Source organism: Salinibacterium sp. (assembly GCF_031364185.1).
In the GTDB taxonomy this organism is placed as follows: Bacteria; Actinomycetota; Actinomycetes; order Actinomycetales; family Microbacteriaceae; genus Rhodoglobus.
Genome location: NZ_JANLVV010000233.1, coordinates 1 through 14,655, shown reverse-complemented (window position 1 = coordinate 14,655; position 14,655 = coordinate 1). Strand labels below are relative to the sequence as shown.

The following is a 14,655-nucleotide window of genomic DNA, read 5'->3' as shown; positions in this document are numbered from 1 at the left end:
CTCGGGACGCAATAAAGTGACCAACCTCTAGAGAAAGAATCAGGCATGACCGACTATGTGATCGCCATCGACCAGGGAACGACCAGTACCCGCGCCATCATCTTCGATCGCGGCGGCTCCGTGGTCGCAACGGGCCAGCTCGAGCACGCGCAGATCTTCCCCCGGGCGGGATGGGTCGAACATGACCCCAAAGAGATCTGGGATAACACCCGCCAAGCGATCGGCCAGGCCCTCTCGGCCGCCAACATCACGCGCCACGACATCGTCGCCGTCGGCATCACAAACCAGCGCGAGACCGCCGTCGTGTGGGATCGCATCACTGGCGCACCTGTGTACCACGCGATCGTTTGGCAAGATACTCGCACCCAATCGATAGTGGATCGCATCGCGGAGGGAGACCCTGATCGACTGAAACAGAAAACCGGCCTGCCGCTGGCCACGTACTTCTCTGCGAGTAAGGTCGCGTGGATTCTTGAGAACGTGGCAGGGGCGCGCGATCGCGCCGACGCTGGGGACCTCGCCTTCGGCACGATCGACACCTGGCTGCTGTGGAATCTAACCGGAGGCACAGACGGCGGCGTACACGCGACGGATGTCACCAACGCCAGTCGCACCCTGCTCATGAATCTTGAGACTCTTGCCTGGGATGATGACCTCCTGGCGCGATTCGGCATCCCCGCCTCGATGCTGCCGGAGATCCGCAGCTCGTCTGAGATCTACGGCACGATCGAGTCGTCGAGCCTGCTTCGCGAGGTGCCGGTGGCGGGCATCCTGGGCGACCAGCAGGCCGCCACGTTCGGGCAGGCCGCCTTCGACAAAGGTGAGTCGAAGAATACCTACGGCACCGGCAATTTCCTGATCGTGAATACCGGCGAAGAGATTGTGCGCTCGGAGAATGGGCTGATCACCACCGTCGCCTATCAGCTCGGAAACGAGGCTCCCCGCTACGCGCTCGAGGGCTCGATTGCCGTCACAGGCTCACTCGTGCAGTGGCTGCGGGACAACCTCGGCATCATCTCCAGCTCAGAAGAGGTCGAGACGCTCGCCGCCAGCGTCGACGACAACGGCGGGGTCTACTTCGTGCCCGCGTTTTCGGGACTATTTGCACCACACTGGCGACCGGATGCCCGTGGCGCCATCCTCGGACTCACCCGTTTCGCGAACCGGGGTCACATCGCCCGCGCCGCCCTCGAGGCGACCGCCTTCCAAACCCGCGAGGTACTGGACGCGGTGAACGCCGACTTCGGCGTCGACCTCGCAGAGCTGAAGGTCGACGGAGGCATGGTCGCCAACGATGTACTGATGCAATTCCAGGCTGACCTGCTGGACGTGCCGGTCATCCGGCCGGTGGTCGCGGAGACGACAGCACTCGGCGCCGCCTACGCCGCCGGACTCGCGGTCGGATTTTGGAAGAATCGCGACGAACTTCGCTCCAATTGGCAGGAGGGGCAGCGTTGGGAGCCCAGGATGCCGGCAGATGAGCGCGCCCGATTGATGCGCAACTGGTCGAAAGCGGTCGACAAGACGCTTGATTGGGTCGACAACGACGTGCCCTCATGACCTGGCTTCGGACTGTAACGGCGTGGCCGGGTCAGGGCTGGCAGGTGGTAGGTGGCAGCAGAGAGCGTGCGCGGTAGCGTCACCGATGGGTGGCGGCGACCCACTCTTCAAGCTTTCGCTCTGCGAGGCCGGAGTCGAGTACCGCCGCCGCCCGCTCATACTGCGCCGCGAGCCGATCAAGAATGGGATGCTGCAGCTGATCGGGATTCTGTGCCAGCTCAAATGCCGTGAGCCCGGCCGCTGCGTTGAGCAGCACGATGTCGCGCACCGGTCCTGTCTCCCCCGCGAGCACTCCCCGAGCCACGCCGGCATTGTGCTGCGGGTCTGCCCCCAACAGTGACTGGATGTCGGCGCGCGCAATGCCGAGGTCTGTCGGATCCAGGTCGTATTCGCTCACGAAACCTCGTGATACCTCCCAGATGTGGCTGTGCCCGGTGGTGGTGAGCTTGTCGATGCCGTCGTCACCGCGATAGACCAGCGCCGTGGCCCCACGGGTGCGGAACACCCCGACGACGAGCGGCACGCGCTCAAGGGAGGCCACCCCCACTGCCGACGCTTCGGGTCGTGCGGGGTTGCACAGCGGCCCGAGAATGTTGAACAGAGTCGAGATTCCGAGCTCTTTGCGGGTGGGACCCGCATGCCTGAACCCCGGGTGAAAGAGGGCGGCGAACGCAAAAGTGATCCCGGTTTCAGCGAGCACCTCAGCTACTCGCTGGGGGCTGATGTCGAGGTTGAGCCCCAGAGCGGCCAGCACATCTGACGCTCCTGATGCCGAACTCGCGCCGCGATTGCCATGCTTGACGACCGGGACTCCCGCTGCCGAGGCGATGATCGAGGCGATAGACGAGATGTTGAGCACGGCCCCATACGGGTCGCCGCCGGTGCCCACGATGTCGAGCACCATGGGATCGACGTGCAGGGGAAGTGCCTTCGACAACACGGCGTCCCGAAATCCCACAATCTCGTCGATCGTCTCGCCTTTGACCCGCAGCGCGACAAGCAGGCCCGCCAACTGGGCGGAGGTCGCCTCCCCCGCCATCACGCTCGTCATTGCCCATTCGGCGTCACTAATCGACAGGTCATCACCTTCGACGAGAGATGTGAGAATGCCGGGCCAGTTTTGCTCGCGTGCCATGCCTCAAATCCTAACGATCAGGCCGCGACAGACCCGCAGAATGACAAAACCCGACCGAAATATCACGCATAATAGAAGAGTGACCACAGCCTCGTTAACTCGCTCTCTCGGCACCCAGACGGTGAGCCGCCCGAATATCGTTGCCGTGGGTACCATCGTCTGGCTCGGCAGCGAGGTCATGTTCTTCGCAGGGCTTTTCGCCATCTACTTCACACTCAAATCCACCTCCCCAGACCTGTGGGCAGCCGAGACAGCAAAACTCAACGTCACATTCGCGGCCGTGAATACGGTCATCCTGGTGCTCTCGTCCTTCACGTGCCAGGCGGGTGTCTTTGCCGCCGAGCGACTGCAAGCCCGCCGGACCGGTGGAGTCCTCCAGTTTTGGAAGTGGGGCATGGTCGAGTGGTTCTTCCTCACCTACGCCATGGGCGCCACCTTTGTCGTCGGCCAGATCTACGAGTACGCCACCCTGGTCTCAGAAAACGTGAGCCTGTCGAGCGACTCATACGGTTCCGCCTTCTACATCACCACGGGTTTCCACGGTCTTCACGTCACGGGTGGTCTCATAGCTTTCCTCCTCGTGATCGGTCGCGGTTTCGCGGTCAAGAACTTCGGTCATAAAGAGGCAACCAGCGCGATCGTCATCTCGTACTACTGGCATTTTGTCGACGTAGTGTGGATTGGCCTCTTTGCTGTGATCTATCTCCTGAAATAGCTCGATACCCCACAAGATGATGAACAAAGGAACCTCACGCAGCATGGCCACAAAGCCAGCACGACAGAACAGAAGCAAGCGACCGGCAGGTCGGCGTCATCCGCTTGCGACCGTCGCACTGCTCGTCGTCGGTCTCGTCGCGACCGGCGGGGCGTACACCCTGTTCACCACCAGCGCGACGGCGGAGACCAGCGCCGCCGCCGAAGCGACTATTGATGATGGCGGCAAGCTTTTCGCGGCCAATTGCGCAACATGTCACGGGGTTAATCTCCAGGGCGGCACTCAGGGCCCAAGCCTGATCGGCGTCGGCGCGGCGTCGGTCGATTTCCAGGTGGGGACAGGCCGCATGCCGCTTGCCGCCACCGGGCCGCAGGCCGAGAAGAAGCCAGTGCAGTTCACTGCTGAGCAGGTATCCGCTCTGGCCGTGTTCGTGGCATCCAAGGCGCCCGGCCCGGCGATCCCGTCCGACGAATACCTGCAGGGTAAAGGCAACGCCTCAGAGGGTGCGGAATTGTTCCGCATCAATTGTGCGATGTGCCACAACGTTGCCGGTGCCGGAGGCGCCCTCACCGAGGGTAAGTTCGCTCCCCCACTGGCCGGTTCCGCGGCGAACCACATCTACGACGCGATGCTCATCGGCCCCCAGAACATGCCCGTGTTCAACGACACCAACATCACGCCCGAGCAGAAGGCCAACATCATCACGTACCTCAAGTACCTGGATGAGACTCCTTCAGTGGGTGGATTCGGCCTCGGCAACCTGGGCCCTGTCTCGGAAGGGCTCTTCATCTGGATCTTCGGGCTGGGAGCGATCGTGGCGATCACCGTGTGGCTCTCGTCACGCGCCAACTGATCCAGCACCTTCACACGTCGAACTGATATACCGAGAACACACAGCGAAGAAAACATAGGGACGAGAATGGCGAACGATCACGACGGCATCTCCGGCAGCTCCATCGTCGGCACGACCGTCGAAAAATATGGCAACAACCCGCCGCCCGCGGGTACTGCCGTGGTGGTGTCTGACCGGCTTCAGAACCCTGGCTTCGAGCCCTTCCGTCCGCGCGTTGCCGACATGGATCCGGCCAAGGAGCGGGCGCAGGAGCGCCGGGTCTCCGGGCTTTTCTTCGTCTCGATCATCGCCAGTGTGGTGGCCGTGGTCGTGTACACGGTCATTCCGATCATTCCGGGAGACATGGGCTCGGTACGACTCAGTAATCTCGCGCTCGGTCTGAGTATCGCCCTCGGCTTGCTGGCCGTGGGAATTGGCGCCGTGCACTGGGCCAGGTCTCTCATGGAGGGCCACGACCTCGTAGAGCAGCGTCACGGAACCCGAGGTACTGACGCCACGCGCCAAAAAGCGGTCGAGGTATTCTCCCTCGGAAATAAAGAGTCCGGTTTCGGTCGACGCACCATGATCCGCAACACGCTGATCGGTGCACTGGTAGTTTCCCCCATCCCAGCGATCGCGCTCTTTCGAGACCTCGCCCCGAGCGCAGACCCTGTCCCCCAGCTCAAGCACACCCTGTGGGCCGAGGGCGTGCGGTTGACGCGTGACCCCTCCGGAACACCTATCAAAGCTTCTGAAGTAACGCTCGGCTCGGCCTTCCACGTCATTCCGGAAGGTCTGGAAAAGTCCGAGCACAAATTGGAAGAAAAGGCCAAAGCTGCGGTGCTTGTCATGCGCCTCAAGCCGGCCGATCTGAATGTATCTGCCGGTCGCGAAGACTGGAATTACGAAGGAATTATCGCGTACTCCAAAATTTGCACCCATGTCGGATGCCCGGTGGCCCTGTACGAGAAGCAGACGCACCATCTGCTGTGCCCATGCCACCAGTCACAATTCGACATCACACGCGAAGCTGCCGTCATTTTCGGCCCTGCCAAGCGTCCCCTGCCTCAGCTACCGATCACGGTGGACTCAGAGGGCTACCTGGTCGCCCGCAGCGACTTTAACGAACCAGTTGGACCAAGCTTCTGGGAGCGCAAACTATGACTACAACCGAGGAACGCCCGGCCGTGGCCGTGCAGAAGAGCCGCGGAACCCGATTTACCGGGTGGGCGGCCAACTACATTGACGAACGAACCAGCATGTCCGGCCTGGTCAAGGAGGTAGGTCGCAAGATCTTCCCCGACCATTGGTCGTTCATGCTCGGCGAGGTGGCGCTGTACAGCTTCATCGTCATCCTCCTGTCGGGCACCTTCCTGACCTTCTTCTACCAGGCATCCATGGTTGAGGTGGTCTACCAGGGTTCCTACGTTCCCCTCAAGGGGATCGAGATGTCTGCCGCCATGGCGTCGACCCTCGACCTCTCGTTCGACATCCGGGGTGGGCTCCTGATGCGTCAAGTGCATCACTGGGCGGCACTGCTGTTCGTGGCATCCATCGGCCTGCACATGCTGCGTATCTACTTCACCGGCGCCTACCGCAAACCACGCGAGATCAACTGGCTGATCGGTTTTGTGTTGTTCGTGTTGGCGATGGCAGAAGGATTCACCGGCTACTCGCTGCCCGATGATCTGCTCTCCGGCAATGGCCTGCGCATTATCGATGGCATGGTCAAGGGAATCCCGGTCATCGGAACATGGATCTCATATCTCCTGTTTGGTGGGGAGTTTCCCGGCACCGACATTGTCGGTCGGCTGTATGTCCTGCATATCCTGATCCTGCCCGCGATCCTGGTGGCGGCCATTGGTGTGCACATGCTGCTGCTGATCATCAATAAGCACACCCAGTTCGCTGGCCCCGGCCGCACCAACGACAACGTCGTCGGTGTGCCGATCATGCCGGTGTTCGCGGCAAAGGCTGGTGGGTTCTTCTTCATCATCTTCGGAGTGATCATGCTGATCGCCTCGCTGTTCCAAATCAACCCGGTGTGGACCTATGGGCCTTATGACCCCTCCCCCGTGTCGGCTGGAACCCAGCCCGACTGGTATATCGGATTCGCCGATGGCGCCCTGAGGCTGATGCCACCAGGGTGGGAGGTCGAAATCTTCGGAGCGACCCTGTCGCTGAACATCATGGTTCCGCTGCTCGTGCTGCCCATATTCCTGGCTCTTGTGGCGTTCTACCCCTTCATCGAAGCCTGGATTACCGGCGATAAGAGAGAGCACCACATCGCGGATCGCCCGCGGAACGCCCCCACGCGCACCGCTATCGGCGCTGCCGGCGTGACGTTCTACGCCGTCTTGTGGGCAGCCGCAAGCTCCGACCTATTGGCAACGCATTTCAGATTGTCGATCGAGGGCGTCATTCATGCCTGCCAGGTACTGCTGATTATCGGACCGGTCATCGCCTACTTCGTGACCAAACGGATCTGCATCGGGCTCCAGAAAAAGGACCGCGAAATTGCGCTGCACGGCTTCGAATCCGGCCGTATTGTGCGACTTCCCGGCGGCGAGTACATCGAGGTGCACCAGCAGCTCGACGAGTACCAGCGTTGGAAGCTTGTCAGCTACGAAGAATACCAACCCCTCACCGTTCGTCCGGACGAAAATGGGCGCATCTCGCTGAACCAGCGCGTCCGTGCCGCGGCGTCGAGTTGGTTCTTCGAAGACCGGATCTCGCCGATCACCACGAAGGAAATCGAGCGCTCAAACGACGATCACTAATATTCGGTAACGTCACGAACGCCGCTAGCCGCAAGGCTGGCGGCGTTCGTCGTTCGTGGCGTCGGGGTGCACTGCGCTTTGGCGGAATTCCGGCGGGTTGGCGCTGATATTGCCGGCCGTCAGGTGTCACGTACTGCTCCACAAAGCCGGGCCTCGCGGCAAGCTACGCACCTCTACCCGCAGCCACATTTGCGTGCAGTCAGAGGCCGCGAAATTCGAAAAAATACGGCGTTGGAGGGGCTGGAACGCACGATCTGCCGGCTCTCGCTGTCAAGACGAGCCACAGGGGTACCGGCGCGAAACCCCGGCAACTCCTCAGTCGAACGTACGCTTCAGGAAGTCTGCGGTGGATCGGTAGCCGATGCGCTCATAGAAATCCGCTGACCGTCGGCTGGGAACTGTCAGCTGGCGAACATGGCGCTCACGGCAGGCTCGTTCGACCTCTTCGACGAGGGCAGTGCCGATCCCCTCTCCTTGGCGAGCGACATCCACGGCTAATTCCTGAAGCTGGGCAGAGCTGCCGTTTGTGTGCAATAGGGGTGTAATTGTCGTGAGTGCGTAGCCCACCACGTGGCCGTCTTCATCCGCACCCACGAGTAGAAGTGTCGTCGCCTCATCATGCAACAAAAAGGTGAAGTTCGTCTCGAAGGCTGCCAGCTCAGGAGAGTAGCCCTCCAGTTGTTGGAGCAAGGCGAAGACACGCCCGGCGTCTGCGGCAACGGCAGGGCGCATGGTGAACTTCTTAGCGCGCGAAGTATCCGCGGTAGTACTCAAAGATCCACCCCACGATGCTAATCAGGAAGATAGCAACGCCGAAAAATGAAATCCACGGGCCGACGGCGAGGCCCAGGAACGTCAGCGCCGCGCTGGAGGCGAGAACAAGAGGCCACCAACTCCACGGACTGAAGAATCCCTGCTCGGCATCACCGTCGTCGATGTTTGCGTCGAGACGATCCTCGGGCAGCTCGCCCCCTTGAGACTTATGGATGCGTCCGAGGTAGAAGGCGATGAGCAGCGCGAGCAACCCGGTGAGGCCCAGGGCAACAGTGCCGACCCACTCAATTTCCGGAGCAATCTGGGCTGCAGGCCGTGCCGAGACAAGTAGCGACCACACGATGTAAATCGCATCGGCAACGAAGAAGAAGCCTGCCAATATTGAAAACAGGCGCGCGTTGGTTCCCATCGCCTATTTGACCTTCTCGTCGCCGAGGTCGTACACGGGGGCGTCAGGGGCATCTTTCAAGGAACCAACTCCCCCGATTCCGACGGGGATCCCGGCTTCAGGATGATTCAGATCAAAGGCGGGTGCCTCGGAGCGAATCCGGGGAATTGACGTGAAATTATGCCGAGGTGGCGGGCAGCTTGTGGCCCACTCGAGCGAACGTCCGTAGCCCCACGGATCGTTGACCGTGACTTTTGGCGCCGAGCGCGCGGTGATGTAGAGGTTGTAGAAGAACGGCAACATTGAGATCGCGAGGATGGCGGCTCCCGTAGTAGAAACCTGGTTCATCCAGGTCACCCCATCGGACTCGAGATAGGTGCGATAGCGGCGTGGGAGCGCCATCACACCGATCCAGTGCTGGATCAGGAATGTCGTATGGAAGCCAATAAACAGCAGCCAGAAGTGGATCTTGCCAAGACGCTCGTTGAGCATCTTTCCCGTCCACTTGGGCCACCAGAAGTAAAACCCGCTGAACATGGCGAACACGACGGTGCCGAACACAACGTAATGGAAGTGAGCGACCACGAAATAGCTGTCGGAGACGTGGAAGTCGAGCGGAGGCGACGCCAAAATGACTCCAGTGAGACCACCGAAGACGAAGGTGATCAAAAATCCAATCGCCCACAGCATCGGGGTCTCGAATGTGATGGAACCTCTCCACATCGTGCCGATCCAGTTGAAGATCTTCACGCCGGTCGGTACTGCGATGAGCATGGTCATCAAAGAGAAGAAGGGCAGAAGCACCGACCCGGTGACATACATGTGATGAGCCCACACCGTGATCGAGAGCGCCGCGATGGCGATGGTCGCGTAGATCAGGGTGCGATAGCCAAAGATTGGCTTCCGCGCAAACACGGGGAACACCTCGGAAACGATCCCGAAGAACGGCAGGGCAATGATGTAGACCTCAGGGTGACCAAAAAACCAGAAAAGATGCTGCCACAGGATCACTCCGCCGTTGGCTGGGTCGTAGATATGCGCACCCACCACGCGATCCGCACCGAGCGCGAAGAGCGCCGCCGCCAGCACAGGAAACGCCATGATCACGAGGATCGACGTGACGAGCGTGTTCCAGGTGAAGATCGGCATCCGGAACATCGTCATGCCCGGAGCACGCATCGTGATGATGGTGGTGATGAAGTTGACGGCACCGAGGATGGTTCCGAAACCGCTCAGCGTGAGACCGAACACCCAGAGATTTCCGCCGTAACCGGGCGAGAAGGTAGTGCTGGACAGCGGCGCATAAGCGAACCACCCGAAGGATGCTGCGCCCTGTGGAGTCAGGAATCCGGCGACCGCGATCAGCGATCCGAAGCTGTACAGCCAGTAGGCGAAAGCATTGAGCCTCGGGAACGCGACGTCGGGTGCGCCGATTTGCAGGGGCATGAGTACGTTGGCAAATCCCGCAAATAACGGTGTGGCAAACATGAGCAGCATGATCGTGCCATGCATGGTGAAGAGCTGGTTGTACTGCTCCCCGGTGGCCACGATCGATAGGCCGGGCGCAAAAAGCTGCGCTCGAATGACCAGAGCCATCACGCCCCCGAGAAGGAAATATACGAACGACGTGATCAGATACAGGTAGCCAATGGTCTTGTGGTCAGTGGACGTGATCCAACTGACGACAATGTTGCCCTTGAGTTCGACCTTCGACGGTGCGACGGTGCCCGACGTCGAAGATCCACCAATGGTGGCCGGCCGCTCGACTGTGGTGGTCATGCTCTATCCCTCATTAGTGCTTGGGTTGGTGCTGCTGTTATCGGTGCTGCCATTACCTGGCAGGTTCTGGTTAACGTTGTAATCGATCCCGATTTGCCCATCGAATCCGCTGGCCTTCTGCTCCGAAATGTAGGCGTTGTAGTCGCCCTCGGAGACCACCTTTACCGTGAAGAGCATGAGTGAGTGATATTCGCCACACAGCTCAGCGCATTTGCCTTGGAACGTGCCCAGTTCGGTCGGGGTGAAGTACATGTAGTTGCTTTTTCCCGGAATCATGTCTTTCTTGTATAGGAAATCCACAACCCAGAACGAATGGATGACGTCGCGCGCCTCAATTTTAACTTCGATGGTCTTGTCGACCGGGAGGTAGAGCACCGGCAAATTATCGGTGTTGATGCTTCCATCCGAATTGAATTCTGCCTGGACGCCGGTGCTGTAGGCGTTATCGCTGACGTAGTTGAAATCCCACGCCCAACGCTTGCCGATGACCTCGATCTGGACGTCGGGATTCTTGGTCGGTTCTTCAATCTGAGCCTGGTCGCGGGCAGTGAAAGCGAAGAAGCCAAGCACGAGGAACAGAGGAACGATGGTGTAGAACATCTCGATGGGCAGGTTGTAGCGCAATTGCACCGGAAGCCCGGTCTGGCCCTTTCGGCGACGATAGACCACCGCCGTCCAGATGATCAGACCCCAGGTCACGACTCCGACTACGAGCAGCACGATCCAGGAGGTAACCCACAGCCCGACAATGGTCGAGGTGTGGTTAGTCGTCTCTCCACTGCCAGGAAGCCAGCCGTGAAGCTGCTCCGGCGTACAGCCAGCCAGGGCGATGGTGACGATGAGGCCAAGGGGAATGGCTATCCATCGAAGTCGGCGGTTGGAGCGCACCAGTTACCTCTCGAAAACAGGGACAAGATTCCCTTTTAGTCTACAACGCGGGCGGCATGGAGGCAGCCACCTCAGCGCCCCCGGAATCGAAAAAACGCGCCATTTCAGGCGCGTTTTCCCGAGCAGCCGGCCGATTAGTGGAAGCTATCTCCGCAGGCGCAGCTGCCCTGTGCGTTCGGGTTGTCGATGGTGAAGCCCTGCTTCTGAATGGTGTCTTCGAAGTCGATAGTCGCCCCGTCGAGGTACGGCACACTCATCTTGTCGAGGACTACCTCAACGCCCTCGCCGAAGTCGACGACCGCGTCACCATCGAGGCTCCGCTCGTCGAAATAGAGCTGGTAAATGAGACCTGAGCAGCCACCGGGCTGCACGGCGAGTCGAAGCCGCAGGTCATCCCGACCCTCCTGGCTCATCAGGCTACGAACCTTGCCGGCAGCGGCATCGGTGAGTCCGACACCGTGCGCGACAGTGGCTGCGGTGCTGGTGGCTTCCGTCGTGAGGTCGGTGCTGGTGGCAGTGTCAGTCATGGTGTGATTCTACGCTCGCGATTCGAGCTTTGCCAGCAGGACCGCCTCCGTGAGGATCGCCCGCTGAAACACTCCGAGATGAAGCGACTCGTTGGGACTGTGTGCCCGCGAGTCTGGGTCTTCGACGCCGGTAACCAAGATCTGGGCGTCGGGGAATATCTCCACGAGGGTCGAGATGAACGGAATCGACCCACCGATTCCCGTTTCCAACGGCTCCACACCCCAGGCCTGATGCATGGCATCTTTCGCTTCGGCGACCGCCCAGCCACCGGTCTCGACAAGGAAGGGGTCGCCACGATCCACATCCGAAATCTCGAGATGTGCGCCGAACGGTGCATGGGCGGTGAGGTGCGCTTCGAGCGCGTCGTACGCGTCGGTCGCGCTCTGGCCGGGCGCGATCCGGGCGCTGAGTTTGACGGTCACCGAGGGCGTAAGGGTGTTGGATGCATTGACCACGGCCGGTGCGTCGATTCCGGTGATGGTGATGGCGGGCTGGTTCCACAGGCGCGACAGAACTGGGCCGTGGCCGATCGATGCCACCCCCTCAAGCAGGGCGGCCTCGTGGGCGAGCTTGCCCTCCGAATATTCAGGAGTTGCCGATTCGCGGCTGGTGAGACCGTCCACTGCGACCGATCCGTCGGCGGCATGCAGGGTGGCGAGGAGCGTGATGGCGGCGAGCATGGCATCCGGGGCCGCTCCGCCGAACATGCCCGAATGTGACGCATGCGCGAGGGTTGAGATAGTCAGCTTGAACGTGACGTTACCGCGCAATCCGACGGTCAGAGACGGTGTGTTGAGGTCCCAGTTATCGGAGTCGGCCACGACGATGACGTCGGCGGCAAGCTGTTCGCGGTGCTGGACTAAGAAGTTGGCGAAGGAACGCGAGCCGAACTCTTCCTCACCCTCGAAAAAGGCGACCAGTCCGAGGTTGAAGTCATCACCGACCGTCTCGACGAAGGCGCGAATCGCGGCGACGTGGGCCATCACCCCGGCCTTATCGTCGGCGGCTCCCCTGCCGTACAACCGGTCTCCACGTACCGTGGGCTCGAACGGGTTTGACTCCCAATCCTCGGCATTTCCGGGGGGCTGAACATCGTGGTGGGCATACAACAGGATTGTCGGCCTGCCGTTTTTTGCTGCGCGGGTGGCAAGAATCGCGGGCTGACCCATGCGGCTTTCATCGATCGGTGCTCGTGAAATTTCGACGGAGTCGAAGACGCCAAGCTGGTCGAGTAACTCCTTCACCGCGGCCGCGCTAGTGGCAACGTGGGCGGCGTCGAACCCATCCCAGGAGACGGACGGAATCCGCACCAGCCTGCCTAGCTCGGCGATGGCGACGGGCATCCCGCCCTGCACCGCCTCGGTCAGTTGAGCGAGAAGAGGATGAGGCTGCAACGTTTCGGTCATGCGAGTAATCTTAAAGCTCAACAGAGGCGAGGAATCCCGTGGCCAAGACATCAGAGAGCGACTCGGCCAGCAAAGCTGGCTATGAGCTCAATCAGGACAGCGTCTCGACCGGCAAGGGTCACCCCACTCCCACTCGCCGGGAGAAGGAGCTGGCTCGCAAGCAGCCGCTCGTATCGAGCGATCGTGCGGCCGCCCGCAAGACTGCCCGCATCCACATGCAAGCCCAGCGCGAGCGCGCCCGCATCGGCATGGCCGCCGGGGAAGAAAAGTACCTGCCGCTGCGCGATCGGGGACCGCAGAAGCGTTATGTGCGCGATTATGTGGATGCGCGATTCAGCGCCGGCGAGCTGCTGATTCCATTGATGTTCCTGGTGATCATCCTGACAGCCCTTCCCTTTCCCGAGGTGCAAACGATCGGCCTCGTCGCGCTGTGGGCGTTCTTCCTGGTGGCGATCATCGACGTGCTCACGCTCGGCTTCATCGTCAGGCGAAAGCTGGCCGCGAAGTTCGGCGCTGACAAGGTTGAAAAGGTGCGCTGGTACGCCGCGATGCGTGCACTACAGTTGCGACTCATGCGTCTCCCAAAGCCGCAGGTGAAGCGCGGTAAGTTCCCGGTCTGAGCCTCGGTACAGCGGGCTTCGACACAGCGAGATTCGACGCCGGCATCGGGCTGCTAGCGTAAGCGACACGGACCCCGTTGTCCGCTCACTGAGGAGCACCCTATGGCGCGCATGGTTCGAACAGCCGACGACCGCATACGTCGTCTTCGCCCGTACAACCTCGTGGCTGGGTCTTTGCACCTCATCCAGGCCATCGTGTTCGCGATCGTGCTGACGATGCTGGGCACCCAGGTCACCTTCGGCGTGACCGCCGACTACCTGGCCGCGGCTCCCGGATTCCCGGTGCCGCCCGAGCGTGTAGAACTCTTCGCCGTGAACGTCGGTGCCGGAGTTGTCGCATTCCTCGCACTTTCTGCGTTGTTTCACTTCCTCATCGCCTCGCCTCTCTTCTTCGGGCGCTACAGTTCCGGGCTTCGGGCGAACCACAACTACTTCCGCTGGATCGAATATTCGCTGAGCTCATCCATCATGATCTGGCTCATCGCCCAGACGAGCGGGATCACCGATGTCGCCGCCCTGTTCTCGCTCTTCGGCGCGAACGCGGCGATGATCGGTTTCGGCGCGCTACAGGAAAAATACGAGAAACCCGGCAGCGGCAATTTCCTGCCCTTTATTTTCGGGTCGATGGTCGGGGCAGTGCCCTGGATCGCGATCCTCATCTATTTCTTCTCGCCTGGATCGACCAGCACTGTAGAGCCGCCGTCCTTCGTCTACGGGATCATCATTTCGCTGTTCCTGTTCTTCAACACCTTCGCGATCAACCAGGTGTTGCAATACCGCCAGGTGGGGCCGTGGCGCGACTACCTTTATGGCGAACGGGTCTACATCACACTCAGTCTGGTTGCAAAGACCGCTCTCGCGTGGCAGGTGTTCTCGGGCGCGATCATTCCGGCATTCACCAGCTGACGATGCCGTCCCGCGCGAGCACCCGCGCGGTGGTCGGCGAGTGAGCCGCTGCGACGGAGTAGTTCCTACAACAGCGTCGCAAGTCCGCGGTTGATCTGCCGGGCCCACAGCGGCCCACGATAGAGAAATCCGGTGTAGCCCTGCACCAGGGTCGCGCCGGCCGCGAGGCGCCCGGCCACGTCTGCTGCAGTTTCTACTCCACCGACCGACACCACGCAGAACTGGGCAGGGACGACTGACCTGATCAGCCTGAGTAGCTCGAGCGAGCGGGCTGCCAACGGTGGCCCGGAGAGCCCGCCAGCGCCTGCGGAGGCTACGGTCGTGGCATCCGTTGCAAGATGAGC

At 60.9% G+C, this 14,655-nt stretch carries 14 protein-coding genes and 1 pseudogene; 7 read left to right on the top strand and 8 right to left on the bottom strand.

From position 1 onward, the window contains the following. The first annotated feature begins 45 nt into the window (after positions 1 to 45). Positions 46 to 1,560, top strand: coding sequence for a glycerol kinase GlpK (gene glpK, locus RMN95_RS10345; RefSeq protein ID WP_309616841.1), 1,515 nt, complete (start codon positions 46 to 48; stop codon positions 1,558 to 1,560). A 79-nt stretch (positions 1,561 to 1,639) separates the two neighbouring features. Here glpK and trpD read toward each other — a convergent pair whose 3' ends face one another. Beyond that, complete coding sequence (trpD, locus tag RMN95_RS10340) at positions 1,640 to 2,695, bottom strand: anthranilate phosphoribosyltransferase (RefSeq protein WP_309616840.1); 1,056 nt, start codon at positions 2,693 to 2,695, stop codon at positions 1,640 to 1,642. A gap of 40 nt (positions 2,696 to 2,735) precedes the next feature. Here trpD and RMN95_RS10335 point away from each other — a divergent pair, with 40 nt between their 5' ends. From RMN95_RS10335 to RMN95_RS10320, 4 genes are all read left to right on the top strand, one after another. Next, positions 2,736 to 3,410: a heme-copper oxidase subunit III gene (locus tag RMN95_RS10335; protein WP_397545152.1), complete on the top strand. Its 675-nt coding sequence runs from the start codon at positions 2,736 to 2,738 to the stop codon at positions 3,408 to 3,410. Positions 3,411 to 3,453: 43 nt separating this feature from the next. Next, positions 3,454 to 4,263 (top strand): c-type cytochrome, encoded by an 810-nt coding sequence (locus RMN95_RS10330; RefSeq protein WP_309616838.1) that lies wholly within the window; start codon positions 3,454 to 3,456, stop codon positions 4,261 to 4,263. Between the two features lie 66 nt (positions 4,264 to 4,329). Next, positions 4,330 to 5,406, top strand: a complete 1,077-nt coding sequence (locus RMN95_RS10325) for a Rieske 2Fe-2S domain-containing protein (RefSeq protein ID WP_309616837.1) — start codon at positions 4,330 to 4,332, stop codon at positions 5,404 to 5,406. Beyond that, the gene (locus RMN95_RS10320) at positions 5,403 to 7,022 is read left to right on the top strand and encodes a ubiquinol-cytochrome c reductase cytochrome b subunit (RefSeq protein ID WP_309616836.1); all 1,620 of its coding nucleotides are present in this window, start codon (positions 5,403 to 5,405) and stop codon (positions 7,020 to 7,022) included. Before RMN95_RS10325 ends, RMN95_RS10320 begins: the two co-directional genes overlap by 4 nt. A gap of 315 nt (positions 7,023 to 7,337) precedes the next feature. Here RMN95_RS10320 and RMN95_RS10315 read toward each other — a convergent pair whose 3' ends face one another. The 6 genes from RMN95_RS10315 to RMN95_RS10290 all read right to left on the bottom strand — a co-directional run bounded on the left by RMN95_RS10315 (position 7,338) and on the right by RMN95_RS10290 (position 12,785). Further along, positions 7,338 to 7,754: a GNAT family N-acetyltransferase gene (locus RMN95_RS10315; protein ID WP_309616835.1), complete on the bottom strand. Its 417-nt coding sequence runs from the start codon at positions 7,752 to 7,754 to the stop codon at positions 7,338 to 7,340. A gap of 10 nt (positions 7,755 to 7,764) precedes the next feature. Then, positions 7,765 to 8,205 carry a cytochrome c oxidase subunit 4 gene (locus RMN95_RS10310; RefSeq protein WP_309616834.1) on the bottom strand — a complete coding sequence of 147 codons (441 nt, stop codon included), beginning with the start codon at positions 8,203 to 8,205 and terminating at the stop codon, positions 7,765 to 7,767. Positions 8,206 to 8,208: 3 nt separating this feature from the next. After that, the gene (gene ctaD, locus RMN95_RS10305) at positions 8,209 to 9,963 is read right to left on the bottom strand and encodes a cytochrome c oxidase subunit I (RefSeq protein ID WP_309616833.1); all 1,755 of its coding nucleotides are present in this window, start codon (positions 9,961 to 9,963) and stop codon (positions 8,209 to 8,211) included. 3 nt (positions 9,964 to 9,966) lie between these two features. After that, the gene (gene coxB, locus RMN95_RS10300) at positions 9,967 to 10,851 is read right to left on the bottom strand and encodes a cytochrome c oxidase subunit II (RefSeq protein WP_309616832.1); all 885 of its coding nucleotides are present in this window, start codon (positions 10,849 to 10,851) and stop codon (positions 9,967 to 9,969) included. A gap of 134 nt (positions 10,852 to 10,985) precedes the next feature. Continuing rightward, entirely contained in the window at positions 10,986 to 11,378 is a 393-nt protein-coding gene (locus tag RMN95_RS10295) for an iron-sulfur cluster assembly accessory protein (protein WP_309616831.1), read from the bottom strand. 9 nt (positions 11,379 to 11,387) lie between these two features. Then, positions 11,388 to 12,785 carry a dipeptidase gene (locus RMN95_RS10290; RefSeq protein ID WP_309616830.1) on the bottom strand — a complete coding sequence of 466 codons (1,398 nt, stop codon included), beginning with the start codon at positions 12,783 to 12,785 and terminating at the stop codon, positions 11,388 to 11,390. Positions 12,786 to 12,823: 38 nt separating this feature from the next. On the opposite strand from RMN95_RS10290, the gene RMN95_RS10285 reads away from it, so the two are divergent. Continuing rightward, positions 12,824 to 13,405, top strand: coding sequence for a DUF3043 domain-containing protein (locus RMN95_RS10285; RefSeq protein WP_309616829.1), 582 nt, complete (start codon positions 12,824 to 12,826; stop codon positions 13,403 to 13,405). A 111-nt stretch (positions 13,406 to 13,516) separates the two neighbouring features. After that, positions 13,517 to 14,311 carry a heliorhodopsin HeR gene (gene heR, locus RMN95_RS10280; protein WP_309616828.1) on the top strand — a complete coding sequence of 265 codons (795 nt, stop codon included), beginning with the start codon at positions 13,517 to 13,519 and terminating at the stop codon, positions 14,309 to 14,311. Between the two features lie 65 nt (positions 14,312 to 14,376). Here the strand turns inward: heR and RMN95_RS10275 are convergent. Next, positions 14,377 to 14,655, bottom strand: a pseudogene (locus tag RMN95_RS10275) (dihydroorotate dehydrogenase (quinone)); the annotation flags it as partial.

What these genes read in the sequence shown, in the direction of transcription:
- glpK (WP_309616841.1), top strand. Translation starts at nt 46, where the DNA reads ATGACCGACTATGTGATCGCCATCGACCAGGGAACGACCAGTACCCGC.
- trpD (WP_309616840.1), bottom strand. Translation starts at nt 2,695, where the DNA reads ATGGCACGCGAGCAAAACTGGCCCGGCATTCTCACATCTCTCGTCGAA.
- RMN95_RS10335 (WP_397545152.1), top strand. Translation starts at nt 2,736, where the DNA reads ATGACAAAACCCGACCGAAATATCACGCATAATAGAAGAGTGACCACA.
- RMN95_RS10330 (WP_309616838.1), top strand. Translation starts at nt 3,454, where the DNA reads ATGGCCACAAAGCCAGCACGACAGAACAGAAGCAAGCGACCGGCAGGT.
- RMN95_RS10325 (WP_309616837.1), top strand. Translation starts at nt 4,330, where the DNA reads ATGGCGAACGATCACGACGGCATCTCCGGCAGCTCCATCGTCGGCACG.
- RMN95_RS10320 (WP_309616836.1), top strand. Translation starts at nt 5,403, where the DNA reads ATGACTACAACCGAGGAACGCCCGGCCGTGGCCGTGCAGAAGAGCCGC.
- RMN95_RS10315 (WP_309616835.1), bottom strand. Translation starts at nt 7,754, where the DNA reads ATGCGCCCTGCCGTTGCCGCAGACGCCGGGCGTGTCTTCGCCTTGCTC.
- RMN95_RS10310 (WP_309616834.1), bottom strand. Translation starts at nt 8,205, where the DNA reads ATGGGAACCAACGCGCGCCTGTTTTCAATATTGGCAGGCTTCTTCTTC.
- ctaD (WP_309616833.1), bottom strand. Translation starts at nt 9,963, where the DNA reads ATGACCACCACAGTCGAGCGGCCGGCCACCATTGGTGGATCTTCGACG.
- RMN95_RS10295 (WP_309616831.1), bottom strand. Translation starts at nt 11,378, where the DNA reads ATGACTGACACTGCCACCAGCACCGACCTCACGACGGAAGCCACCAGC.
- RMN95_RS10290 (WP_309616830.1), bottom strand. Translation starts at nt 12,785, where the DNA reads ATGACCGAAACGTTGCAGCCTCATCCTCTTCTCGCTCAACTGACCGAG.
- heR (WP_309616828.1), top strand. Translation starts at nt 13,517, where the DNA reads ATGGTTCGAACAGCCGACGACCGCATACGTCGTCTTCGCCCGTACAAC.